Raw genomic sequence first — 20,360 nt, 5'->3', positions numbered from 1 at the left:
CAGGCATGAACACCGTGCTGCGCAAGCGCCAGGTGGCCAAGAAGGGCAGCAGCCTGGCGGAAAGCATCGAGCGCGATTTCCAATTGCTGGGCGCGCTGCATCAGTCCGGCCTGCCGATGGGTAGCCCTAAACTGGTCTGCACCGATGACAGCGTGATCGGCGCGCCATTCTACCTGCTCGACTTCGTGGCCGGCCGCAATTTCCGCGACCCCACCCTGCCCGGCATGGATGCCAAGCAACGCCAGGCAATCTATCTCGCCATGGCCGAGGCGATGGCCGCCGTGCATGCCATCGATACCGCCAGCACCCGATTACCGCAGAATGGCGATGGCAGCGACTATCTGCGCCGGCAGATTGCCGCCCTGCTGCAGCAGTATGCCGCCAACCGCACGGAAGACATCGCCGCCATGGACCGGCTGCTGGATTGGCTGCCGGCCAATGTGCCGCAGGCCGCCAAGCCCAGCCTGATGCATGGCAATTTCCGATTGGACAACCTGATCTTCCACCCTTCCGAACCCCGGGTGGTGGCGCTGCTGGATTGGGATCTTGCCAGCATCGGGCATCCGCTGGCCGATCTGGCCATCAACTGCATGCCCTGGCGCGTGACCATACCTGGCATGGGCAGCCTGCAGGGCGTGGATTTCATCGATAGCGGCATTCCCGGCGAACCCGATTATATCGCCGCCTATTGCCAGGCCGCCGGCCGCGACGGCATCCAGCATTGGAACTTCTTCCTGGCCTTCGCGCTGTTTCGCGTGGCGGTGATGGCCCAGGGCATCTTCAAGCGCGGCAGCGATAAAACCCCGCCAGGACAGGCGCCGGCGCCGGCCATAAAAGCCTATGGCGCATTGGTGCGCTCGGTGGCCAACCAGGCCTGGAACCTGGTGGATGGCGGCGACGATTGATCGCCGCCATCGTCAGGCCGACTCAGGATGCCAGGCCGCGGAAACTGCGCAGGGCGAAATCGGCCGCGCGGCCATAAACGGCAGCCTTCCACGGATTGGTATCGGTGTAGAAGGCATCGCGCATGATGCGCTTCAGCGCCCGGCCAAGCGGTGAATCCACCTCGCCGCGCGCATGCAGCCAATGATCGCCGCGCAGGGCGTTCATCACTTCAGGTACGGTTTGGGTGCCGTATTCCAGCGCCACGGCGGTCACTTCCACATTGGGGCCGAGATCGCTGAAAGCTTCCGGCAGCGTGCCGGTGACGACGGCCGAGGTAGATGAACCATCCTGCGGATTGGTCACCGACGGACCATACCAGGCCTTGGCACGCGGATAGGCCACGGCACCTTCGGCATTCACGAAAATCGGCTCGCCATAGCCCATCGGCCCGAGGCCTGTATGGTAATCCATGCCGGCGAATTTGCGCGTGCCGGCGGGCACATGCTCCTTCAGGATACGGCGCAGCGTGGTGTTGGACCAGGTGGGCTTGGTGCCGCCATGGAACAAGCCATCGGGATGGGTGTATTGCCCGCCCGACACGGCGGACTGGAAAGCCATCATGCCGTTCTTCTGCTGATAGGCGAGAATCTGCTTGTCGGCTTCGATCTTGGCCAGGCCGGTCCAATCGGCCGGAATCAACCAGGGATGCAATTCCCCGTACTGCTCATTCTTCGGCAGCGGCTTGGAAAAATCCTGGAAATTGCGGTTGAGGTCTACATTATCCTCGTTCACCCGCCGCACCCAGGCAAAGCCATGGGGATTGATGGCATGCACCATGATGATCTTGGTGTTGGGCGGCGCGGCCTCGAAAATGCCATCGACGAAAAAGCCGATCTGGCAGCCAGAGCCGCAGAAACCTTCCACGCCATGGGTGGCCGAGGTGGTGAAATACACCCGCTCGGCCTTTTCCGGGCCCAGCACCGCCACATCGGTGGTCAGCGTGTCGCCATTGGGCGCCAGTACGTTGGAGTTTTCATAGGCGACAAGCCTGGCACCGGCAGCGGTGGCGGCGGCGCGGAATTTGGCCCGCGCCTCGCCATAGCTGCCGGAGAAGTAACTGGCGACTGTCATGATGCGACTTCTCCTGGCTGATGAACAACCAGGATCAGTTCCAGCGCTGCAACTCCAGCCGGCCGATCTGGTTGCGATGAACTTCGTCCGGGCCATCCGCAAAGCGCAGGGTCCGGGCCTGGGCGTAAGAATAGGCCAAGAGCTGGTCGTCGGAAACACCCGAAGCGCCATGCACCTGCATGGCCCAGTCGATCACCTGGCAGGCCATGGTGGGCGCCGCCACCTTGATCATGGCGATTTCCTTGCGGGCGGCTTTGTTGCCCACGGTATCCATCTTCCAGGCGGCATGCAGGGTGAGGAAACGGGCCTGGTCGATCAGGATACGGGACTCGGCGATACGCTCCAGGGTCACGGTCTGCTCGGCGATCGGCTTGCCGAAAGCCACGCGGCTCTTGGCGCGCTTGCACATCTTTTCCAGGCTGCGCTCGGCCAGGCCGATCAGTCGCATGCAATGGTGGATGCGGCCCGGACCCAGGCGACCCTGCGCGATCTCGAAGCCCCGGCCCTCGCCCAGCAGGATATTGCTGGCCGGCACCCGCACATTCTCGAACAATACCTCGCCATGGCCATGCGGCGCATCGTCATAGCCGAACACCGGCAACATGCGCTTCACCTTCACGCCGGGCGTGTCGCGCGGCACCAGGATCATGGATTGCTGCAGATACTTGTTGGGATTGTTGGCGTCGGTCTTGCCCATGAAGATGATGATCTTGCAGCGCGGATCGCCGATGCCGGAGGTCCACCATTTGCGGCCGTTGATCACGTAATGATCGCCATCGCGGGTGATCGAGCTTTCGATATTGGTGGCGTCCGACGACGCCACTGCCGGCTCTGTCATGGCGAAGGCGGAGCGAATCTTGCCTTCCAGCAGCGGCTCCAGCCATTGCTTCTTATGCGTTTCGGTGCCGTAGCGCTCGATGGTTTCCATGTTGCCGGTATCGGGTGCCGAACAGTTGAACACTTCCGGCGCCAGGAAGGAGCGGCCCATGATCTCGCACAGCGTGGCGTATTCCGCATTCTTCAGGCCGGCGCCGCGATGGGAATCGGGCAGGAACAGATTCCACAAGCCCTTCGCCTTGGCCTTGGCCTTCAGCTCTTCCACCACCTTGGTGGGCTCCCAGCGATCGCCTTCGGCGATCTCGGCGAAGAAACGATCTTCGTTGGGATAGACATGCTCTTCCATGAAGCCGGAGACCTGCTCCTGCAATTGCTTCACGCGTTCGGAGTGATTGAAATCCATGGTTTCCGTCCCGGCTAGATATTCAGGCTCGATTGTTTGCTGAGCCGACTTTATCTGCGACTGCCGAAAAAAGCACGCAGCAGCGTTACGCTTTCCGTTGCGGCAATACCGGGATAGACCTCGGGTGCGTGATGGCATGTGGCATGTGCGAAGACGCGCGGGCCATGCAGCACGCCGCCGCCCTTGGGATCTTCCGCGCCGAAATACACCCGCCGCAGCCGCGCAAACGAGATCGCACCGGCGCACATCGGGCAGGGTTCCAGCGTCACGTAAAGATCACAGCCCTCCAGGCGCTCCGATTGCTGAGCATCGCAGGCACGCCGGATCGCCAGCAGCTCGGCATGGGCAGTGGGATCGTTCAGCGCCCGGGTTTCGTTGCCGGCCATGGCCAGCACCCGGCCGCTGGCGCCTTCAACGATCACCGCCCCCACTGGCACCTCGCCCCGCGCGGCCGCCAGACGGGCCTGCTCCAGGGCCTGTTGCATGTAACTGTTCATGGCTGCAGACCCTGGGGCAGCCAAATCCTCCCGTCAAGTATAGTTGCCCCAAACCGGAGTTGCCCTCGCGTCTGGCCCGGCCTATAACCCCGCCATGAGCAAATCTCCCGCCCCGCTGATCGGCCTGACCCTGGATTCCGAGGAAGCCGGCGGCTATTCGAAATTCCCCTGGTATGCCCTGCGGCAGAATTACTGTTCGTCGGTGAGCGAAGCCGGCGGCGTGCCGCTGGTATTGCCCCATGAACCCGCCGCGGTTGAGCGCTATATTGATCTGCTGGATGGCCTGATCGTGACCGGCGGCGCCTTCGATGTGGATCCGGCCTTGTTCGGCGCCGATGCCAAGCATGAAAGCGTGACCACCAAGGCCAACCGCACGCAGTTTGAATGGGCGATCACCAAGGGCATGCTGGCACGCAACAAGCCGGTGCTGGGCATCTGCGGCGGCCAACAATTGCTGAACGTGGTGCTGGGCGGCACGCTGATCCAGCATATCCCCGATGCGGTACCCAATGCCCTGGCCCATGAGCAACCCAATCCACGCGATCAAGCCGGCCATAGCGTGCGCATCGCCGCCGGCAGCCGGCTGCATGCCATCGTGGGCCGCGATGAATTGCCGGTGAATTCGGCGCATCACCAGGCGGTGGACAAGCCGGCGCCAGGCTGCATCGTGGATGCGGTAGCGCCCGATGGCGTGATCGAAGGGATCGAACACCCGGATTACCGCTTCTGCATCGGCGTGCAATGGCATCCGGAATTCTTCATTTCAGAAGGCGATCGCGCGCTGTATGCCGCCTTCATCGAGGCAGCAAAATCATGAGCGATACATCAGAAAAGACCGGGGAGCGCATCGCCAAGCGGCTGGCCCGGGCCGGCCTGTGCTCGCGCCGCGATGCCGAACGCTGGATCGCCGAAGGCCGCGTGGTGGTGAATGGCAAGGTGCTGGACAGCCCCGCCCTCAATGTTTCGGAAACCGACCATATCGTGGTGGATGGCAAACCGCTTTCGGCGCCCGAGCGCACGCGTTTGTGGATGTATCATAAGCCGCGCGGACTGATGACCACCCACCGCGACCCGGAAGGCCGCCCCACCGTATTCGGTTCGCTGCCTGCCGGCATGCCGCGCGTGATCTCGGTCGGGCGGCTGGATTTCAATTCGGAAGGCCTGTTGCTGCTGACCAACGACGGCACCCTGGCGCGCAAGCTGGAACATCCCAGCAATGGCTGGCTGCGGCGCTATCGTGTGCGCGTGCATGGCCAGGTGGTGGAAGCGCATCTGCAAAGGCTGAATAACGGCGTGACCATCGATGGCGTATCCTATGGCAGCATCGCAACCTCGCTGGAGCGCCAGCAAGGCGACAATGCCTGGCTGCTGCTTGGCCTGCGCGAAGGCAAGAACCGCGAAATCCGCAAAGTGATGGAGTATCTCGGCTATCCGGTGAGCCGGCTGATCCGCGTCTCTTATGGTCCTTTCCAGCTCGGTTCGCTGGAACAGGGCGAGGTGAAGGAAATTCCCGGCAAGGTGCTGGCCGAACAGCTTGGCGAAAAGCCCGCCCGCCCCGCCGGCTCCAAGCCCGCCCGCGCGAAAAAGGCCTGAGCCATGCGCATCGTGGGCGGCAGCCATCGCGGGCGCCCGCTGCTGGCGCCGCCGGAGCAGACCACCCGGCCCACCACAGACCGCGTGCGCGAAGCGCTATTCAATATCCTGCTGCATGCCCCATCGCTGTTTTCCGAAGCCGGCCGCAGCCGGCTGCAGGATGCCATCGTGATCGATGCCTTTGCCGGCAGCGGCGCGCTGGGCTTCGAGGCGCTGTCGCGCGGCGCACGGCACGCCTATCTGTTCGAGATCGACCCGCAGGCCCGGCGCATCATCCAGCGCAATGCCGAGAACCTAAAGCTGGCCGACCGCATCACCCTGCGGGCCACCGATGCGCGCCAGCCCGGCAAGGCGATGCCGCCTGCCGACATGGTGTTTCTCGATCCGCCTTATCGCTCCGGCCTGGGCGGGCCGGTGCTGTTGCAACTCGATCAGGCTGGCTGGCTCAAGCCCGATGCCCTGGCCATCGTGGAAACCGATGCCAAAGGCAGCTTTGATGCGCCAGATGGCTTCGATCTGCTGGAGGACCGCCAGCAGGGCCCCGCCCGGCTCACATTTCTCAGGAAAAAGCTTTAAGCGTCGCCGCGCGGAATCCAGGGAATCGACGTGACCTCGATGCCCTCGTCGGACAATTCCTTGGCTTCCTCAGGGCTGGCCTCGCCATAGATGTTGCGGTGCTCGGCATCGCCGTAATGCATCTTGCGGGCTTCTTCGGGAAATTCACTGCCCACGTAATCGGCATTGCGTTCCACATGCTCGCGCAACTGCAACAAGGCCTGGCGCGCCGCCTGGGCCTGCTTGGCTTCGTCGGCGGCACGGGCCTCGCTGGAGCGGGCCAGACGCGGCGCCATCGGCGCCTTGCTGATCTTGTGGCTGTTGCAGACCGGACAATGCACCTGCTTGCGGCCGCGCTGACGGTCGTAGGTGCTGCTATCCTGAAACCAGGCCTCGAAGACATGCCCGGAATCGCATTTGAGTTCGTACTTGATCATGCCCTGTTGCTTGCTTTCGCCGGGGAGCGGCAAGTATTCATAATCACGGGGATAATACATGGGGTAGATGGGCGTGGATAGCAAGGGGGAAGCAGGCGCGAGCCAGGCCTCGGCCTGGATTCGGCGCTGGGCGCGGCATGTGCAAACCGGTGCGGACATGCTGGATCTGGCCTGCGGTTCGGGCCGCAATGGCCGGCATTTCCTTGCCCTGGGCCATCCCGTGCTGTTCCTGGATATCGACCTTTCCGGCCTGACCGATCTGCAAGGGCAACCGGGCGTGGAGCTGCTGGCGGCCGATCTGGAAAACGGCAGCCCATGGCCGCTGGGAAACCGCCAATTCGGCGTGGTAGTGGCCACCAACTATCTCTGGCGACCGCTGTTTCCGCACGTGATCCGCGCCACTGCGCCAGGCGGCCTGCTGCTGTATGAAACCTTCCTGCGTGGCCAGGAAAACCATGGTCGCCCGACCAACCCGGATTTCCTGCTGGCCGAGAATGAATTATTCGAACGGCTAAAGGACAGCTTCCATATCCTGGCTTTCGAGCAGGGCGAGGAAACCGAGCCTAAGCCAAGCTGTCGCCAGCGCATTGCCGCGGTGAAGCGATGAGCGCCCCTGAAATGCCGACCGAGCGGCTTATGCTGCGGGGTTTCCGCCCCGAGGATTGGCGCGTGCTGGCGCGTTTTTACAGCGATGATTCGGTGATGCGCCACATGCTGCCCGGGCGCGGCCTGACGCCCAAGGATGCAGAGCAGCGCGCCAAGAGCAACATCCACAATTTCAACGAATCCTGGCGTGAACGCGGCTATGGCGTCTGGGCCGTGGCCAGCCGCGAAAGCGGCCATCTGATCGGCCAATGCGGCCTGCGCTTCGTGCCCGAAGCCTATGACGGCAAAGGCGCGGTGGAATTGCTCTATCTGCTCAACAAGACCCATTGGGGCAAGGGGCTGGCATCGGAGGCGGCCAATGCGGCCGTGCGCCATGCCTTCAACGCCACCGCCCTGCCGGCTCTGTTCGCGGTCACCTCGCCGCAGAATGCCGGCTCGCGCAATGTGCTGCGCAAGCTGGGCTTCCAGGAACAGGGCATGCGCGTACTATGGGAACGCGACGTGCTCTGGCACGATCTGGCGAAACAGGATTAGACGAAAAAATCCGGAATCAGTTCGGTCTCCGCTACGCCATCATGGCGATAAACGGAAAGATCGGTGATGCCGGCCTCGCGCAGCACGTCGTCGTCGATGAAGAAATTGCCGCTGCAATCGCGGCTGGGCTTGGTGAGGATCAGATGCGCGGCATCGGCCATGATGTCTGGCTTGCGGCAGCGCAGGCGGAAATCCGGCCCCGTGATCACATTCATCGCATCGGTATCCACCGCGGTGCGCGGCCAAAGCGCATTCACCGCCACGCCCTTCTTGCGGAATTCGCCGGCCATGCCCAGCACGCACATGCTCATGCCGAATTTGGCCATCGTGTAGGCCACATGGGGCGAGAACCAGCGCTCCTCCATATTCAGCGGCGGCGATAGATTGAGAATATGCGGATTGGCCGCCTTGAGCAGATAGGGCAAAGCCTTCTGCGAACACAGATAGGTGCCGCGCGTATTGATCTGATGCATCAGATCATAGCGCTTCATCGGGGTTTGCAGGGTGCCGGTGAGGCTGATGGCGGATGCGTTGTTGATCAGGATGTCGATGCCGCCGAATGTTTCCGCTGCTTTCGCCATCGCGGCCTCCACCGCCGCTTCATCGCGCACATCCACGGCCAGCGGCAGCGCCTTGCCGCCGGCGGCCTCGATGGCCTCGGCGGCGGTATAGATAGTGCCGGGCAGCTTGGGGTGCGGTTCGGTGGTTTTGGCCGCCACAACGATATTGGCGCCATCGCGCGCCGCCCGTTTGGCAATCGCCAGGCCGATGCCGCGGCTGGCGCCGGTGATGAACAGGGTCTTGCCCTTCAGATCGGCCATACGCCCCTCCCCTTGGTTTTTTATGGAAAGCCTATTGCGCCGCCATGGCGATATCCGCACGCTGATACTCATACACGCCCGCCGCATTCAGCCGGCGCTCGATCAGGCCCTCGCCGATCAGATGATGCAGATGCGCCAGCGCCTCGCCGGTGGCCAGTTGCAGATGGCCGCTGATATCGCGCTTGAACAGCAGCGGCAGCGTATCCATCACGGTATGGGGCTTTTCCAGCGCAAGCATCAGCGCATCCAGCCGTTCGCGGTGGTGCCGCTTTAGATAAGCGATACGTGCCGGCAGGCCGGTGAAGGCATCGCCATGGGCCGGCAGCACCAGCACATCGGCGGGCAGATCCACGAACTTGTCGAGCGAACGCAGATACAGCGTAAGCGAACGGGCATCGGGCTCGCCGGGATAAACGCCGATATGCGGCGAGATGCGCGGCAGCACCTGGTCGCCCGAGATCAGGATATTCAGCGACGGGCTATAAAGGCAGGCATGCTCCGGCGAATGGCCGCGCCCCACGATCACCTGCCAATCGGTATCGTTGATGCGGATATGGTCGCCTTCCACGATACGGGTATAGCTGCGCGGAATCGGGCTGACATGGCGTTTGAAATTGCCGAAGCCCCGGCTGCGCATCTCGTCGATCGCCGCTTCGCTGAAGCCGGCACGGCGATAGAACTGGATATCGGCTTCCGGCACTTCCGGCAAAGCCTCCAGTTCCAGCATGCGGCCGAAACTCCATTCGCCCAACGTCATCCAAAGCGGCGCATCCCAGCGCTGCTGCAGCCAGCCGGCCAGCCCCAGATGATCGGGGTGGAAATGGGTGCAGATCAGCCGCGTGATCGGCCGACCCTGCAGATATTTATCGAAAATGCCCTCCCAGATCTGCTGGATCTTCGGGGTCAGCAAGCCGGTATCCACCAGGGCCCAGCCATCATTGTCGCGCAGCAGCCAGAGATTGATGAAATTCAGGCCCGGAATCGGAATCGGCATACGCAGCCAGAACACGCCCGGCCGCACTTCCAGCGCCTCGCCCTCCTGCGGGCGCGGGCCAGCCGGATGCTCGGCAAAGGGGTATATCAGGCCAATCTCGCCTTCATGGCGTTCAGACACGGGAACACGTCCTTGCGATGGGGGGCAATTTTTTATCTAGGCCCCTAGTGTATGGGGCGCTTTACGTAAGCGTCAATCCGGCTGAAGGCAGGTTTGACGCTAGGGAACCAGGTGTTTCACGTGAAACAGAAACTGCCAAAAATTCCCCCAGGCCAGAAAAGACCTGGGGTTATCAAGCGGTTACGCCCGCAGCAGATCGGCGTTGGCGGCCTGGATATCGGCGGCGCTGGAGCGGGCGCTGGCGCAGCGGCCGGGCACGGCGCTGAGCACCTGCTCGGCATAGAAACGCGCGGAGAGCAGCTTGGACTGGAAATACGGATCGGTGGAACCGGCCGCGATTTCCGCCTTGGCAGCGAGCGCCAGGCGGGCCAGCAGCCACCCGCCCACGGTTTCGGAAAACGCGCGGTGGAACGGCGTGGCGCCGGCAAGCGCCACATTCGCATCCTTGCCCAACGCACCCACGATCCATTCTGTGGTGCCACGCAGGGCGGCAACCGCGTTGCCAAGTTCGGCACGCATCGCGGCCAGCTCGGGGCCGGCGGCATCGAGCTTTTGCAAGATGCCGTCGATAGCGGCAAACAGGCGCTGTACGGTTTCGCCGCCCTGCAGGCCGAGCTTGCGACCCACCAGGTCTATGGCCTGGATGCCATTGGTGCCTTCATAGATCGGCAGAATGCGGGCATCGCGGTAATGCTGCGCGGCGCCGGTCTCCTCGATGAAACCCATACCGCCATGGATCTGCACGCCGATGGAAGCCACTTCCACGCCCACATCGGTGGACCATGCCTTGCTCAGCGGCGTGAGCAATTCCACCAGCGCCTTCCAATCGCCGGCTGCGGCCTTGTCGGTTTCATGATGCGCGCGATCGATTGCCGCGCCGTTCAGATAGATCAATGCACGCAGGGCCTCGGTCTGGCTTTTCATCAGCAGCAGATTGCGGCGTACATCGGGATGCTCGATGATCGAGACATGCTGCTCGGCATTCATGCCCGGCAAACGGCCCTGTTTGCGGTTTTCGGCATAATCCAGCGCCTGCTGATAGGCACGCTCGGCAATCGCCAGGCCCTGGCAACCCACGCTGAGGCGGGCGTTGTTCATCATCGTGAACATGCAGCGCATGCCCTGGTTCTCGCCGCCCAGCAGCCAGCCGATGCATTCGCCGTTATCGCCATAGCTCATCACGCAGGTGGGGCTGGCATGGATGCCCAGCTTGTGTTCCAGCGACACCACGCGCAGATCGTTGCGCTTGCCGGGATTGCCATCGGCATCGGGCAGGAATTTCGGCACGATGAACAGCGAGATGCCCTTGGTGCCGGCCGGTGCATCGGGCAACCGGGCAAGCACCAGATGCACGATATTCTCGGCCATATCGTGTTCGCCATAGGTGATGAAAATCTTCATGCCGCTGATGCGGTAGGTGCCATCGCCATTGGGCACCGCCTTGCTTTTCAGCGCCCCCACATCCGAACCCGCCTGCGGCTCGGTGAGATTCATGCTGCCGCTCCACTGGCCCGATACCATCTTGGGCAGATACAGCGCCTTCTGCTCGGGCGTGCCATGGGCGATGATGGCATCGATGGCGCCCTGGGTGAGCAACGGGCAGAGCGAAAACGACAGGTTGGCGGCCTGGATCATCTCCTGCACCGCCATGGTGGTAGCCCAGGGCATGCCGCCGCCGCCGATCTCCTCGGCGAATGGCATGCCATTCCAGCCAGCGGCAACGAATTGCTTGTAGGCATCGGCGAACCCATCGGCGGTGCGCACCGTGCCATTTTCGATACGGGCGCCCTGCTTGTCGCCATTGCGGTTCAACGGCGACAGCACGCCTGCGGAGAATTTCGCCGCCTCATCCAGCACCGCCGTTGCGGTTTCCGGATCGGCATTGGCAAGACCCGGCAACTGGCTGAGGCCATCGAGATCGGCCACATGGCGCAGCACGAAACTCATATCCTTGACCGGAGCTTGGTATTCCATGGCGCATTCTCCCTAACTTAAGCGAAATCGGCGTATAATATGGCCCGGCGCGGCTGGTAAGCCAATGCGCAGCACGGTAGACAATCGGCCGCATGGGCTATGTGACACGAGATGAAGCCGCCCGCCGCCTTCTGGCCGGAGACGTGGTGGCTATCCCTACGGAAACCGTTTACGGCCTGGCGGCGGATGCCACCAATGCCGCAGCGGTTGCGCGTATTTACGCGGCCAAGGGGCGGCCGGATTTCAATCCGCTGATAAGCCATATCGCCGACCCCACCCAACTGGCCGGCCTGACCTTGCCTGATTCACGCGCCGACAGGCTGGCGGCGGCGTTCTGGCCCGGCCCGCTCACCCTGGTGTTGTCCCGCGCCCCGAACTGCCCGGTGGTGGCGGCCGTATCGGCCGGGCTGGATAGCCTGGCGGTTCGGATACCGTCTCATCCCCTGGCGCGCGAGTTGCTGGCCATGGTGGGCCGCCCGGTGGCAGCCCCCTCGGCCAACCGTTCGGGCCATGTATCGCCGACAACGCCCGAGCATGTGCTGGCCTCGCTGGGCCCGGATATGCCGGTGCTGGATGGCGGGCCCTGCCAGGTGGGACTGGAATCCACCGTAGTGGGCCTGACCGGGCCGCAGCCCCTGCTGCTGCGCCCAGGCGGCATCGCAGTCGAAACCATCGAGGCCGTGCTGGGCGAACGGCTGGGCCATCCACAGGATGCCAAGCTGCAAAGCCCCGGCATGCTGCTGAAGCATTATGCGCCTGCACTGCCTTTGCGGCTGGACGCCACGGCCCCGCTGCCTGGCCTGCGCGAGGGCCTGCTCAGTTTCGGCCCCGTGCCGGCAGGCTTCGCGGCACAATATAGCCTGAGCGCAAGTGGCGACGCGGCTGAGGCCGCCGCCAATCTCTATGCCGGGCTGCATGCCCTGGACCGGACGGATCTGCAGGGCATCGCCGTGGCGCCGATCCCGGAAGCCGGACTGGGCGCGGCGATCAACGACCGGCTGCGCCGGGCCGCAAGGGGACGATAGGCCGCACGGGGCAGCAGACGACACGTGCTGGCCGGCTGGCGGTTGCGGTAGGCGGCCGCATGGCTTTAGATGCCGGGCATGACACATCTTGCACCCGATCTACTCGACCGTTTCCGCGCCATTGTAGGCCCCAAGGGCTGGACCTCCGATCCGGCCGATCTTGCACCGCATCTGGTTGAATGGCGCGATCTCTATCAGGGCGCCACCCCGCTGCTGCTGAAGCCCGCCAGCACCGAGGAAGTGGCTGCCATCGTGAAGCTTGCCAGCGAAACCGGCACCAAGCTGGTGCCGCAGGGCGGCAATACCAGCCTGGTGGGCGGCGGCATCCCATTCGACACGAATGATGAAATCATTGTCTCGCTCACCCGCATGAACCGCGTGCGCGCCATCGATGTGCTGAACGATACAATCACCTTGGATGCCGGCTGCGTGCTGCAGCAAGTGCAAAATGCCGCGCGTGAGGCCGGCCGGCTCTATCCGATGTCGATCGGCTCGGAAGGCAGTTGCACCATCGGCGGCAATCTCTCCACCAATGCCGGCGGCAATGCCGTGCTGCGCTACGGCAACAGCCGCGACCTGGTTCTGGGCCTGGAAGTGGTGCTGGCCGATGGCCGCATCTGGAACGGCCTGCGCGGCCTGCGCAAGGACAATACCGGCTACGATCTGAAAGACCTCTTCATCGGCGCCGAAGGCACCCTGGGCATCATCACCGGCGCGGTGCTGAAACTATATCCGCTGCCCAAGGCCTATGGCACCGCCTTCACCGCCGTGCCCAGCCCGCAAGCGGCCATTGAATTGCTCAGCCTGGCAAAAGACCTGAGCGGCGGCGCCGTGACCGGCTTTGAATTGCTGCCGCGCATCGGCCTGGATTTCGTGGTGAAGCATACGCCGAGCTGCCAGGATCCCATCGCCGACCGGCATCCCTGGTATGTGCTGATGGAGTTGAGCGCCCAGCGCGACGATGGCAGCATTGATGCCGTGCTGGAAAGCCTGCTGGAACAAGGGCTGGAGCGCGGCCTGGTGCTGGATGCGGCGATTGCGCAATCGGAAGCCCAACGCGCGGCCTTCTGGAAAATCCGCGAGGCGATGTCTGGCGCGCAAAAGCCCGAAGGCGGCTCGATCAAATGCGATATCTCGGTGCCGGTTTCCAGCATGCCGGCCTTTATCGAAAAGGCCACCAAAGCGGTGGAAGCCGTGATCCCCGGCGTGCGCATCGTGGCCTTCGGCCATATCGGCGACGGCAATGTGCATTTCAACCCATCCCAACCGGTGGATTGGAAACGCGAGGATTTCCTGGCCCGTTGGGATGAAGTGAGCACCATCATCCACGATATCGCCCACGGCTTTAACGGCTCGATCAGCGCCGAGCATGGCCTGGGCCGCATGAAGGTGGACGAAATCACCCACTACAAATCGGCGCTGGAAATCGAGCTGATGCAGCGTATCAAGCGGGATTTCGACCCCAACAATATCCTGAATCCCGGCAAGGTGGTGCGGGTCTGAGCAGTTGGGCAGGCCTGAACGGCCAGCGCGCGGGTTGCTCTCTAGCCGCTTATTTCTGGCCACTTATTTCTGGCCACTTATTTCTGGCCACTTATTTCTGGCCACTTATTTCTGGCCGCTTATTTCTGGCCACTCATAGCGTCACCACCGCACGTGGTGCGGCGGTCCATGCCTGACAGAGCAAAGCCGCTGAAGGATGGATGCCCGCAACGAGTGCGGGCATGACGAAAGAGCCTATGATTTCATCGGAACCGGCACGAAGCGCGGTTCGCCGTTGCGCAGAATCTGCAACAAAGCAATCTTGCGCTTGGCATCGCGTAGGGATTTCAGCATCTCGCTGACTTCGTCGGGGCTGCGCACCTCGACCTGTGCCACTTCCACGATCACGTCGCCGGCACGCACATCGCGTTTGGCCGCAGGGCCATCCTGCTCCACATCCACGATCACCACACCGCGCACGTCATCCTTGATGTCGAAACGCTTGCGGGTCTCGGCATTCAGCGGCGCCACGCGCACGCCCAGGTCGGCCAGGGCGGTTTCGCCCCGCGCCGCACGCGGCTTGGCGTCGTTGGATTTGGCCGGTGCCGCTTCGGCCGAGGCCATGGCGGCTTCCAGTTCGCCAAGGGTGGCGCGCACGGTAACCTTCTTGCCCTTGCGCATCACCTCCACCGACACGGCCTTGCCGACCGTGGTTTCGGCCACTGCGCGGGTGAGTGCGTTGGGCGATGCCACCGGTTTGCCATCCAGCGACACGATCACGTCGCCCGACTGGATGCCGGCCTTCTCGGCCGGGCCGCCCGGCAGCACCTTGGCCACCAGCGCGCCGCGCGCCTTGTCGAGCCCCAGATCTTCCACCATCTCGTCGGTGACCGATTGGATCTGCACACCGAGCCAGCCGCGCTTGGTGCGGCCGAACTCGATCAATTGCTGCACCACGGGACGCGCCATGTTGGACGGTACGGCAAAGCCGATGCCGATTGAGCCGCCGGATTGCGAGAAGATTGCGGTGTTGATGCCGATCACCTCGCCATTGCGATTGAACAGCGGGCCGCCGGAATTGCCCTTGTTGATCGAGGCGTCGGTCTGAATGAAATCGTCGTAACGGCCGGCCCCGATATCGCGGCCGCGCGCCGACACGATGCCGGCCGTAACCGTGCCGCCCAAGCCGAGCGGATTACCGATTGCCAGCACCCATTCGCCCACCCGCAACTTGCCTGAATCGCCCCAGGCAATCGGCTTCAGCGGCTGTTTGGATTCCACCTTCAGCACGGCCATGTCGGTTTCCGGGTCGCGGCCGACGATCTTGGCAGGCAGTTCGGTATTGTCGTGCAGAATCACCCGCACTTCATCGGCCTCGGCGATCACGTGGTTGTTGGTGACGATATAACCGCGCGCATCGATGATGAAGCCCGAGCCCAGCGAGGAGACCTGCCGGGGCGCGCGATTGCCGCCGCCCTGGCCACGCTGCTGGCGGTCGAAGAAATCCTTGAAGAATTCCTCGAACGGCGAGCCCGGCGGGAATTGCGGCATGCCCTCAGGCAATGCGCCGCCGCTGCGGCCCTTCACCGTCTGCGTGGTGGAGATATTCACCACGCTAGGCAGCAACTGTTCGGACAGATCGGCGAAATCGCCGTCCGGCGCCCTGGCCTCGGCCGGCCCGGCTGCCGGCAGGATCCAACCTGCCGCCATGCCGGCGGCCAACACCGCGGCGAAGAACCGACCCCGCAAACCCGGCTCGAACAGACTCATGGTAGCCTCCTGGCTAGATAACTCGGCTCAACGACCTACCCAGGGTTACTTGCGCGGTGCGCGAGAACCACCGGGGCTTTCGTTGAAGTAGCGGAAAAACTCTGAATCGGGCGACAACACCATGGTCGTATCGCTCTGCTGCAAAGCCTTACCATAAGCCTGCAACGAACGATAGAAGGCGTAGAATTCCGGATCCTGATTTGCCGCCTCGGCGAAAATCTTGGTACGGCTGGCATCGCCTTCACCGCGCAGGATTTCCGACTGCCTGCGGGCATCGGCCAGCAGGATGGTGCGCTGGCGTTCGGCATCGGCACGGATGCGCTCACCCAGCTCGGCGCCGGTTGCACGCTGTTCCTTGGCCTCGCGCTCACGCTCGGTCTGCATCCGGCGGAAGATCGCCTGACCGATCGCTTCGGGGAAATCGGCGCGCTTGATGCGCACATCCACGATATCGATGCCAAGGCGCTTGGCATTCTCTTCCAGCACCACGCTCACCGCCTGCATGGCAGCCGGGCGGTCGCCGGAAACGATAGCGGTGGCATCCAGCTTGCCGAAGGCGCCGCGCAATGCGTTGGCCACCGAAGGCGACAGGTTGTTGCGCAACTGCGCCTCGGTCCGCACGGTCTGGTAATAGAGCAGCGGATCGACGATGCGGTAGCGCACGAAGCTATCCACCACCAGGCGGCGGCGGTCGGTGGTGAGGATTTCCTCCGGCTGGGCATCCAGCCCGAGAATGCGCTTATCGAAATAGATCACGTCCTGCACCAGCGGAATCTTGAAATGCAGGCCCGGCTCGGTGATCACCCGACGCGGATCGCCGAACTGCACGACAAGCGCGGTTTGCGCCTGATGCACGGTGAACAGCGACAGGAACAGACCGAAGGCGATGACAACCAGCGCGCCGCCGAGAATGAAAATACGGTTCATGGCGGACCTCACTTCTTTTTCTGCAGTTCGGGCAGCGGCAGATAGGGTACAACGCCCTGGCCGGCTCCCGACTGGTTATCCAGCAGCACCTTGTTGGTGCCGCGCAGGATCTGTTCCATGGTCTCGATGTACATGCGCTTGGCGGTCACGTCCTTGGCCACCTTGTATTCATTGTAAACCGAGATGAAACGCGCCGCCTCACCCTGGGCATTGGCGATGGTTTCCTGCTTGTAGGCCTCGGCCTGCTGCAAGAGACGCTGCGCCTCGCCACGGGCACGCGGCAGGATGTCGTTACGATAGGCCTCGGCCTCGTTCTGCGCACGCTCGCGGTCCGCCTGGGCGGCCTGCACGTCGCGGAAAGCATCGATCACCGATTGCGGCGGTTCGGTGCGCTGCAAGGCAATCTGGTTGATGCTGATGCCGGCGCCGTAATCGTCCAGCACCTTTTGCAGCAATTGCCGGGTATCGTCGGCCACCTTGGTGCGGCCATCGGTGAGGATGAACTGAATCTGGTTCTTGCCCACCACTTCGCGCATGGCGCTTTCCGCCACCTGCTTGATGGTGCGGGCCGGATCGGAAACGTTGAACAGGAATTGCTGCGGATCCTTCACCTGCCACAGCACGGTGAAATCGATATCGACGATATTTTCGTCGCCGGTCAGCATCAGGCTCTCTTCCGGCACATCGCGCTGCTGGCCCGAACGGCCGGAAATGTCGCCGATGGTGCGGAAGCCGATTTCCTCGCGGTTCACGGTGGTGACCCGCGGGGTCAGCACACTTTCAACCGGCCAGGGCCAATGCCAGCGCAGGCCGGGCTGCGTGATATAGGCAAAACGGCCGAAGCGCAGCACAACGCCGGCCTCGTTGGTATCAACACGGTAGATGCCGCTGGCCATCCATACGGCAATGGCGGCCACGATCAGCAGGATGATGCCACGGCCCGAAATATCGCCGCCGGGCATCAGGTTGCGCATACGGTCTTGCCCCTTGCGCAGCAAGTCCTCCAGATTGGGGGGCGTGGGGCCGCCGAAACCGCCACCGCCGCCACCGCCACCCGAGGGGCCATTGCCGCGTGGGCCCTGGCCCCAGGGACCGCGCCCACCGCCGCCGCCTTGCCAACCGCCACCGCCGCCTTGATTGCTCCAGGGCATCTTAAATCCTTCCGCTGGCGGGCCTCGTCTGGCCCGCATTTTCCTTCGCTATCAGGCCTGCGCCGCCCAAAGTTTGCCGCAGCCCGCCTTTTTGGCATCGCCCCCCGGCAGGACCGACCGGTTTCCACCAAATCCGGCATTTGCCAGATGGCTGTTTGCCCAGGCCCCGACGACGCGATATATCACCTCTCCGTCGGCAGTTTCGCGGCCAACAGACAGGCAAGCGAGAATATTGGAACGATTACGGGGATTTCAAGCATGACCGGGGTTGATGAAGCGCGGATTCTCGAAGCACTGCGCGGTGTTGTGGACACCGATCATGGCAAGAATGTGATCGATCTGGGCATGATTTCCGGCCTGGTGGTCAAGAGCGGCAATGTCGGCTTCGTGCTGGAAGTGCCCGCCGCCCAGGGCGCCGCCAAGGAGCCGCTGCGCAAAGCCTGCGAACAGGCTGTATTGGCGCTGCCAGGGGTTACATCGGCCACGGTGGTGCTGACGGCACAAAGCCAGGGCGCCGGACCAGGGAAGCCTCAACCCGCCCATCGCGGTACTCAAGCACCCCACAGCCACAGCCATGGCGCCCCGGCAACGGCCGCCAAGCCTGCGGTGGGTGAAAAACTGAATCTGCCTGGTATCAGAAATGTGATCGCCGTGGCCTCGGGCAAAGGCGGCGTGGGCAAATCCACCACCGCTGTAAACCTGGCCCTGGCTATGCAGCGGCTGGGCCGCAAGGTGGGGCTGCTGGATGCCGATGTTTACGGCCCCTCGGTGCCCCGCCTGCTGGGGGTTTCCGGCAAACCGCAATCCCCCGATGGCAAGCGCCTGAAGCCGATGGTCGGCTGGGGTATGCCCACCATGTCGATGGGCTATCTGGTGGCCGAAGACACGCCGATGATCTGGCGCGGCCCGATGGTGATGAGCGCGCTGGAGCAGATGCTGCGCGATGTGGATTGGGGCGAGCTGGACGTGCTGGTGGTGGACATGCCGCCCGGCACCGGCGATGCCCAGCTGACCATGGCGCAGCGCGTGCCGCTGGCCGGCGCCGTTATCGTTTCCACGCCGCAGGACATCGCGCTGCTGGATGCCCGCAAGGGCCTGAACATGTTCCGCCGCGTGGATGTGCCGGTGCTCGGCATCGTGGAGAATATGAGCTATTTCTGCTGCCCCAATTGCGGCCATCGCAGCGATATTTTCGCGCATGGCGGCGCACGCCGCACGGCAGAAGAACTGGGCTGCGATTTCCTTGGGGAATTGCCGCTGGAAATGGCGATCCGCGAAACCTCCGATAGCGGCCAGCCGATCGTGGCCAGCCGGCCCGATAGCGATCAGGCCAAGGCCTATCTGCCGATTGCCGAACAGATCCTGGCCAAGTTGGATAAATCCACCGCCCGTGGCCCGCGTATCGTGGTGAGTTGAGGCTTACAATTCCTCGCCGGTTTCGGCGGCCAGCTTTTCGCGGATCTGACGCAGGGTCTGGGTCAGCTCGCGGCCCACAGCACCGCCATCGCCCTTGATATCGGCGCCCACAACGGCGCGCAGGGCATCGATGTGGCTTTTCATCAGCGGCATCCGGCTGTCGTCGACGGTTTTCACCAGGTCGAGGAATTTGCAGTAGGAATCGCATATCTCAGTGATCAGCGGATAGCCGAAAGTGGTGCCCTGACCGCGCAGTTCGTGGGCCAGCTTGCGGCCGTCCTGCATATGCACGTCGCGCTTTGCGGGTTCGGCCTGCGCCTTGCGGAAACATTCCACGATGGCATCGGCATCGCGGCGCAGGATACTGCCGAATTCGTTCTTCAGATTACCGACGCGCTGATCGGCGGCCTTCAGCATGTCGTCGGCGGTTTTGCCGAGCGGCTTGGCCTTGTAGGCAATCGGATTGGGATTGGCGATGATTTCCACATCATCGCTGTTCGAATCACTCATTCACGCTCACCCTTGCGTCGCTTCTCGCCGGTATAATCGGCGCGCCGGCGGCGGCGGCGATCCGGCCCGAAATAATCCTTGGTTTTGATGAATTGCCGGGGCCGCTCTATCACCTCGAGAATACGGGCATATAACGATTGCGCCGAAACCGGTTTGGAAAGGAATTCCGTCACCCCCGCATCGCGCGCGGCAAACAGGTTACGGCGGGTGGAATTCGCGGTCAGCATGACGATAGGCACCAGGCGGGTGGGCTTGTGGGCCCGCACCCGACGGATCAGATCAATGCCGCTTTTTTCGCCCATGTCCCAGTCGCTGATGATCAGGTCCACCGCATTGGTTGCCAGCATTTCCAGGGCAGCATCCACCCCATCGGCCTGATAGGTGTTGCGCACCCCGAGGCCGGTCAGGGCATTCACCACCACGCTACGCATGAAACGATTATCGTCCACGACCAGAGTGCTGACGGAGCCTAAATCGTAAAGTTGCATGCACCAATCCGCAATTCCCACGAATTCTTACGGGATGATAACCGCAGCCGCGCCATCTCACAATCCGAACCGGTGAATACAATTAATGAGGGTGCAATATTCCTCAGGCTGTCCGGGCCTGAGCAGAAGCGCGCCGTGCGGCCCCGCCATGGCTGGCGCGGCTACGGATCGTGGCCAACAGAGCCACCAGCAGGCCGGCCGCCA

General features: G+C 63.1%; 21 protein-coding genes. 9 read left to right on the top strand and 12 right to left on the bottom strand.

Features of this window, described 5'->3' with window-relative positions; all coding sequences use genetic code 11:
- On the top strand, positions 1-905 hold a 905-nt coding region (locus KF827_RS18285; RefSeq protein WP_291008596.1), incomplete at its 5' end, for a phosphotransferase family protein.
- A gap of 22 nt (positions 906-927) precedes the next feature.
- Here the strand turns inward: KF827_RS18285 and KF827_RS18280 are convergent.
- Genes KF827_RS18280 through KF827_RS18270 form a run of 3 tightly spaced genes read right to left on the bottom strand, consistent with a single transcriptional unit; the run spans position 928 to position 3,753 of the window.
- On the bottom strand, positions 928-2,016 hold the full coding sequence (locus KF827_RS18280; RefSeq protein ID WP_291008593.1) for a M14 family metallopeptidase: 1,089 nt from the start codon (positions 2,014-2,016) through the stop codon (positions 928-930).
- Between the two features lie 34 nt (positions 2,017-2,050).
- Positions 2,051-3,256, bottom strand: coding sequence for an acyl-CoA dehydrogenase family protein (locus KF827_RS18275; RefSeq protein WP_291008591.1), 1,206 nt, complete (start codon positions 3,254-3,256; stop codon positions 2,051-2,053).
- 50 nt (positions 3,257-3,306) lie between these two features.
- A complete protein-coding gene (locus tag KF827_RS18270) occupies positions 3,307-3,753 on the bottom strand; it encodes a nucleoside deaminase (RefSeq protein ID WP_291008588.1) in 447 nt (148 codons plus the stop codon).
- Between the two features lie 94 nt (positions 3,754-3,847).
- Between KF827_RS18270 and KF827_RS18265 the strand changes: the two genes are divergently transcribed.
- Genes KF827_RS18265 through rsmD form a run of 3 tightly spaced genes read left to right on the top strand, consistent with a single transcriptional unit; the run spans position 3,848 to position 5,922 of the window.
- Entirely contained in the window at positions 3,848-4,570 is a 723-nt protein-coding gene (locus KF827_RS18265; protein ID WP_291008583.1) for a gamma-glutamyl-gamma-aminobutyrate hydrolase family protein, read from the top strand.
- Positions 4,567-5,346: a pseudouridine synthase gene (locus KF827_RS18260; protein WP_291008580.1), complete on the top strand. Its 780-nt coding sequence runs from the start codon at positions 4,567-4,569 to the stop codon at positions 5,344-5,346. The genes KF827_RS18265 and KF827_RS18260 overlap by 4 nt, the downstream gene beginning before the upstream one ends.
- A gap of 3 nt (positions 5,347-5,349) precedes the next feature.
- Positions 5,350-5,922, top strand: a complete 573-nt coding sequence (rsmD, locus tag KF827_RS18255) for a 16S rRNA (guanine(966)-N(2))-methyltransferase RsmD (protein ID WP_291008575.1) — start codon at positions 5,350-5,352, stop codon at positions 5,920-5,922.
- Here the strand turns inward: rsmD and KF827_RS18250 are convergent.
- Entirely contained in the window at positions 5,919-6,338 is a 420-nt protein-coding gene (locus tag KF827_RS18250; RefSeq protein ID WP_291008571.1) for a DUF1178 family protein, read from the bottom strand. The genes rsmD and KF827_RS18250 overlap by 4 nt on opposite strands.
- Before the next feature lie 73 nt (positions 6,339-6,411).
- Between KF827_RS18250 and KF827_RS18245 the strand changes: the two genes are divergently transcribed.
- Positions 6,412-6,945: a class I SAM-dependent methyltransferase gene (locus KF827_RS18245; protein WP_291008568.1), complete on the top strand. Its 534-nt coding sequence runs from the start codon at positions 6,412-6,414 to the stop codon at positions 6,943-6,945.
- Complete coding sequence (locus tag KF827_RS18240) at positions 6,942-7,478, top strand: GNAT family N-acetyltransferase (protein WP_291008565.1); 537 nt, start codon at positions 6,942-6,944, stop codon at positions 7,476-7,478. The genes KF827_RS18245 and KF827_RS18240 overlap by 4 nt, the downstream gene beginning before the upstream one ends.
- On the opposite strand, the gene KF827_RS18235 is transcribed toward KF827_RS18240, so the two are convergent.
- From KF827_RS18235 to KF827_RS18225, 3 genes are all read right to left on the bottom strand, one after another.
- A complete protein-coding gene (locus KF827_RS18235; protein WP_291008562.1) occupies positions 7,475-8,299 on the bottom strand; it encodes an NAD(P)-dependent oxidoreductase in 825 nt (274 codons plus the stop codon). The genes KF827_RS18240 and KF827_RS18235 overlap by 4 nt on opposite strands.
- A 31-nt stretch (positions 8,300-8,330) precedes the next feature.
- Positions 8,331-9,413: an MBL fold metallo-hydrolase gene (locus tag KF827_RS18230; RefSeq protein ID WP_291008559.1), complete on the bottom strand. Its 1,083-nt coding sequence runs from the start codon at positions 9,411-9,413 to the stop codon at positions 8,331-8,333.
- A gap of 180 nt (positions 9,414-9,593) precedes the next feature.
- Positions 9,594-11,387 carry an acyl-CoA dehydrogenase gene (locus KF827_RS18225; RefSeq protein WP_291008556.1) on the bottom strand — a complete coding sequence of 598 codons (1,794 nt, stop codon included), beginning with the start codon at positions 11,385-11,387 and terminating at the stop codon, positions 9,594-9,596.
- A 92-nt stretch (positions 11,388-11,479) separates the two neighbouring features.
- Between KF827_RS18225 and KF827_RS18220 the strand changes: the two genes are divergently transcribed.
- On the top strand, positions 11,480-12,412 hold the full coding sequence (locus tag KF827_RS18220; RefSeq protein ID WP_291008553.1) for an L-threonylcarbamoyladenylate synthase: 933 nt from the start codon (positions 11,480-11,482) through the stop codon (positions 12,410-12,412).
- A 78-nt stretch (positions 12,413-12,490) separates the two neighbouring features.
- Entirely contained in the window at positions 12,491-13,915 is a 1,425-nt protein-coding gene (locus KF827_RS18215) for an FAD-binding oxidoreductase (protein ID WP_291008550.1), read from the top strand.
- 234 nt (positions 13,916-14,149) lie between these two features.
- Here the strand turns inward: KF827_RS18215 and KF827_RS18210 are convergent, their stop codons facing one another.
- The 3 genes from KF827_RS18210 to hflK are packed head-to-tail and all read right to left on the bottom strand — an operon-like array spanning position 14,150 to position 17,742.
- Complete coding sequence (locus tag KF827_RS18210) at positions 14,150-15,664, bottom strand: DegQ family serine endoprotease (RefSeq protein WP_291008547.1); 1,515 nt, start codon at positions 15,662-15,664, stop codon at positions 14,150-14,152.
- 45 nt (positions 15,665-15,709) lie between these two features.
- Complete coding sequence (hflC, locus tag KF827_RS18205) at positions 15,710-16,591, bottom strand: protease modulator HflC (protein WP_291008544.1); 882 nt, start codon at positions 16,589-16,591, stop codon at positions 15,710-15,712.
- An 8-nt stretch (positions 16,592-16,599) separates the two neighbouring features.
- The gene (gene hflK / locus KF827_RS18200; protein ID WP_291008541.1) at positions 16,600-17,742 is read right to left on the bottom strand and encodes an FtsH protease activity modulator HflK; all 1,143 of its coding nucleotides are present in this window, start codon (positions 17,740-17,742) and stop codon (positions 16,600-16,602) included.
- 258 nt (positions 17,743-18,000) lie between these two features.
- On the opposite strand from hflK, the gene apbC reads away from it, so the two are divergent.
- The gene (gene apbC / locus KF827_RS18195; RefSeq protein WP_291008538.1) at positions 18,001-19,158 is read left to right on the top strand and encodes an iron-sulfur cluster carrier protein ApbC; all 1,158 of its coding nucleotides are present in this window, start codon (positions 18,001-18,003) and stop codon (positions 19,156-19,158) included.
- Between the two features lie 3 nt (positions 19,159-19,161).
- Here apbC and KF827_RS18190 read toward each other — a convergent pair whose 3' ends face one another.
- Positions 19,162-19,668, bottom strand: a complete 507-nt coding sequence (locus KF827_RS18190; RefSeq protein WP_291008536.1) for a hypothetical protein — start codon at positions 19,666-19,668, stop codon at positions 19,162-19,164.
- Positions 19,665-20,156 (bottom strand): response regulator, encoded by a 492-nt coding sequence (locus KF827_RS18185; protein WP_291008533.1) that lies wholly within the window; start codon positions 20,154-20,156, stop codon positions 19,665-19,667. Before KF827_RS18185 ends, KF827_RS18190 begins: the two co-directional genes overlap by 4 nt.
- Positions 20,157-20,360 lie beyond the last annotated feature (204 nt).

Source organism: Ferrovibrio sp. (assembly GCF_019636075.1).
Taxonomy (GTDB): Bacteria; Pseudomonadota; Alphaproteobacteria; order Ferrovibrionales; family Ferrovibrionaceae; genus Ferrovibrio.
Note: the sequence above shows the minus strand (reverse complement) of the source record. Positions and strands in the feature narration are given on the sequence as shown.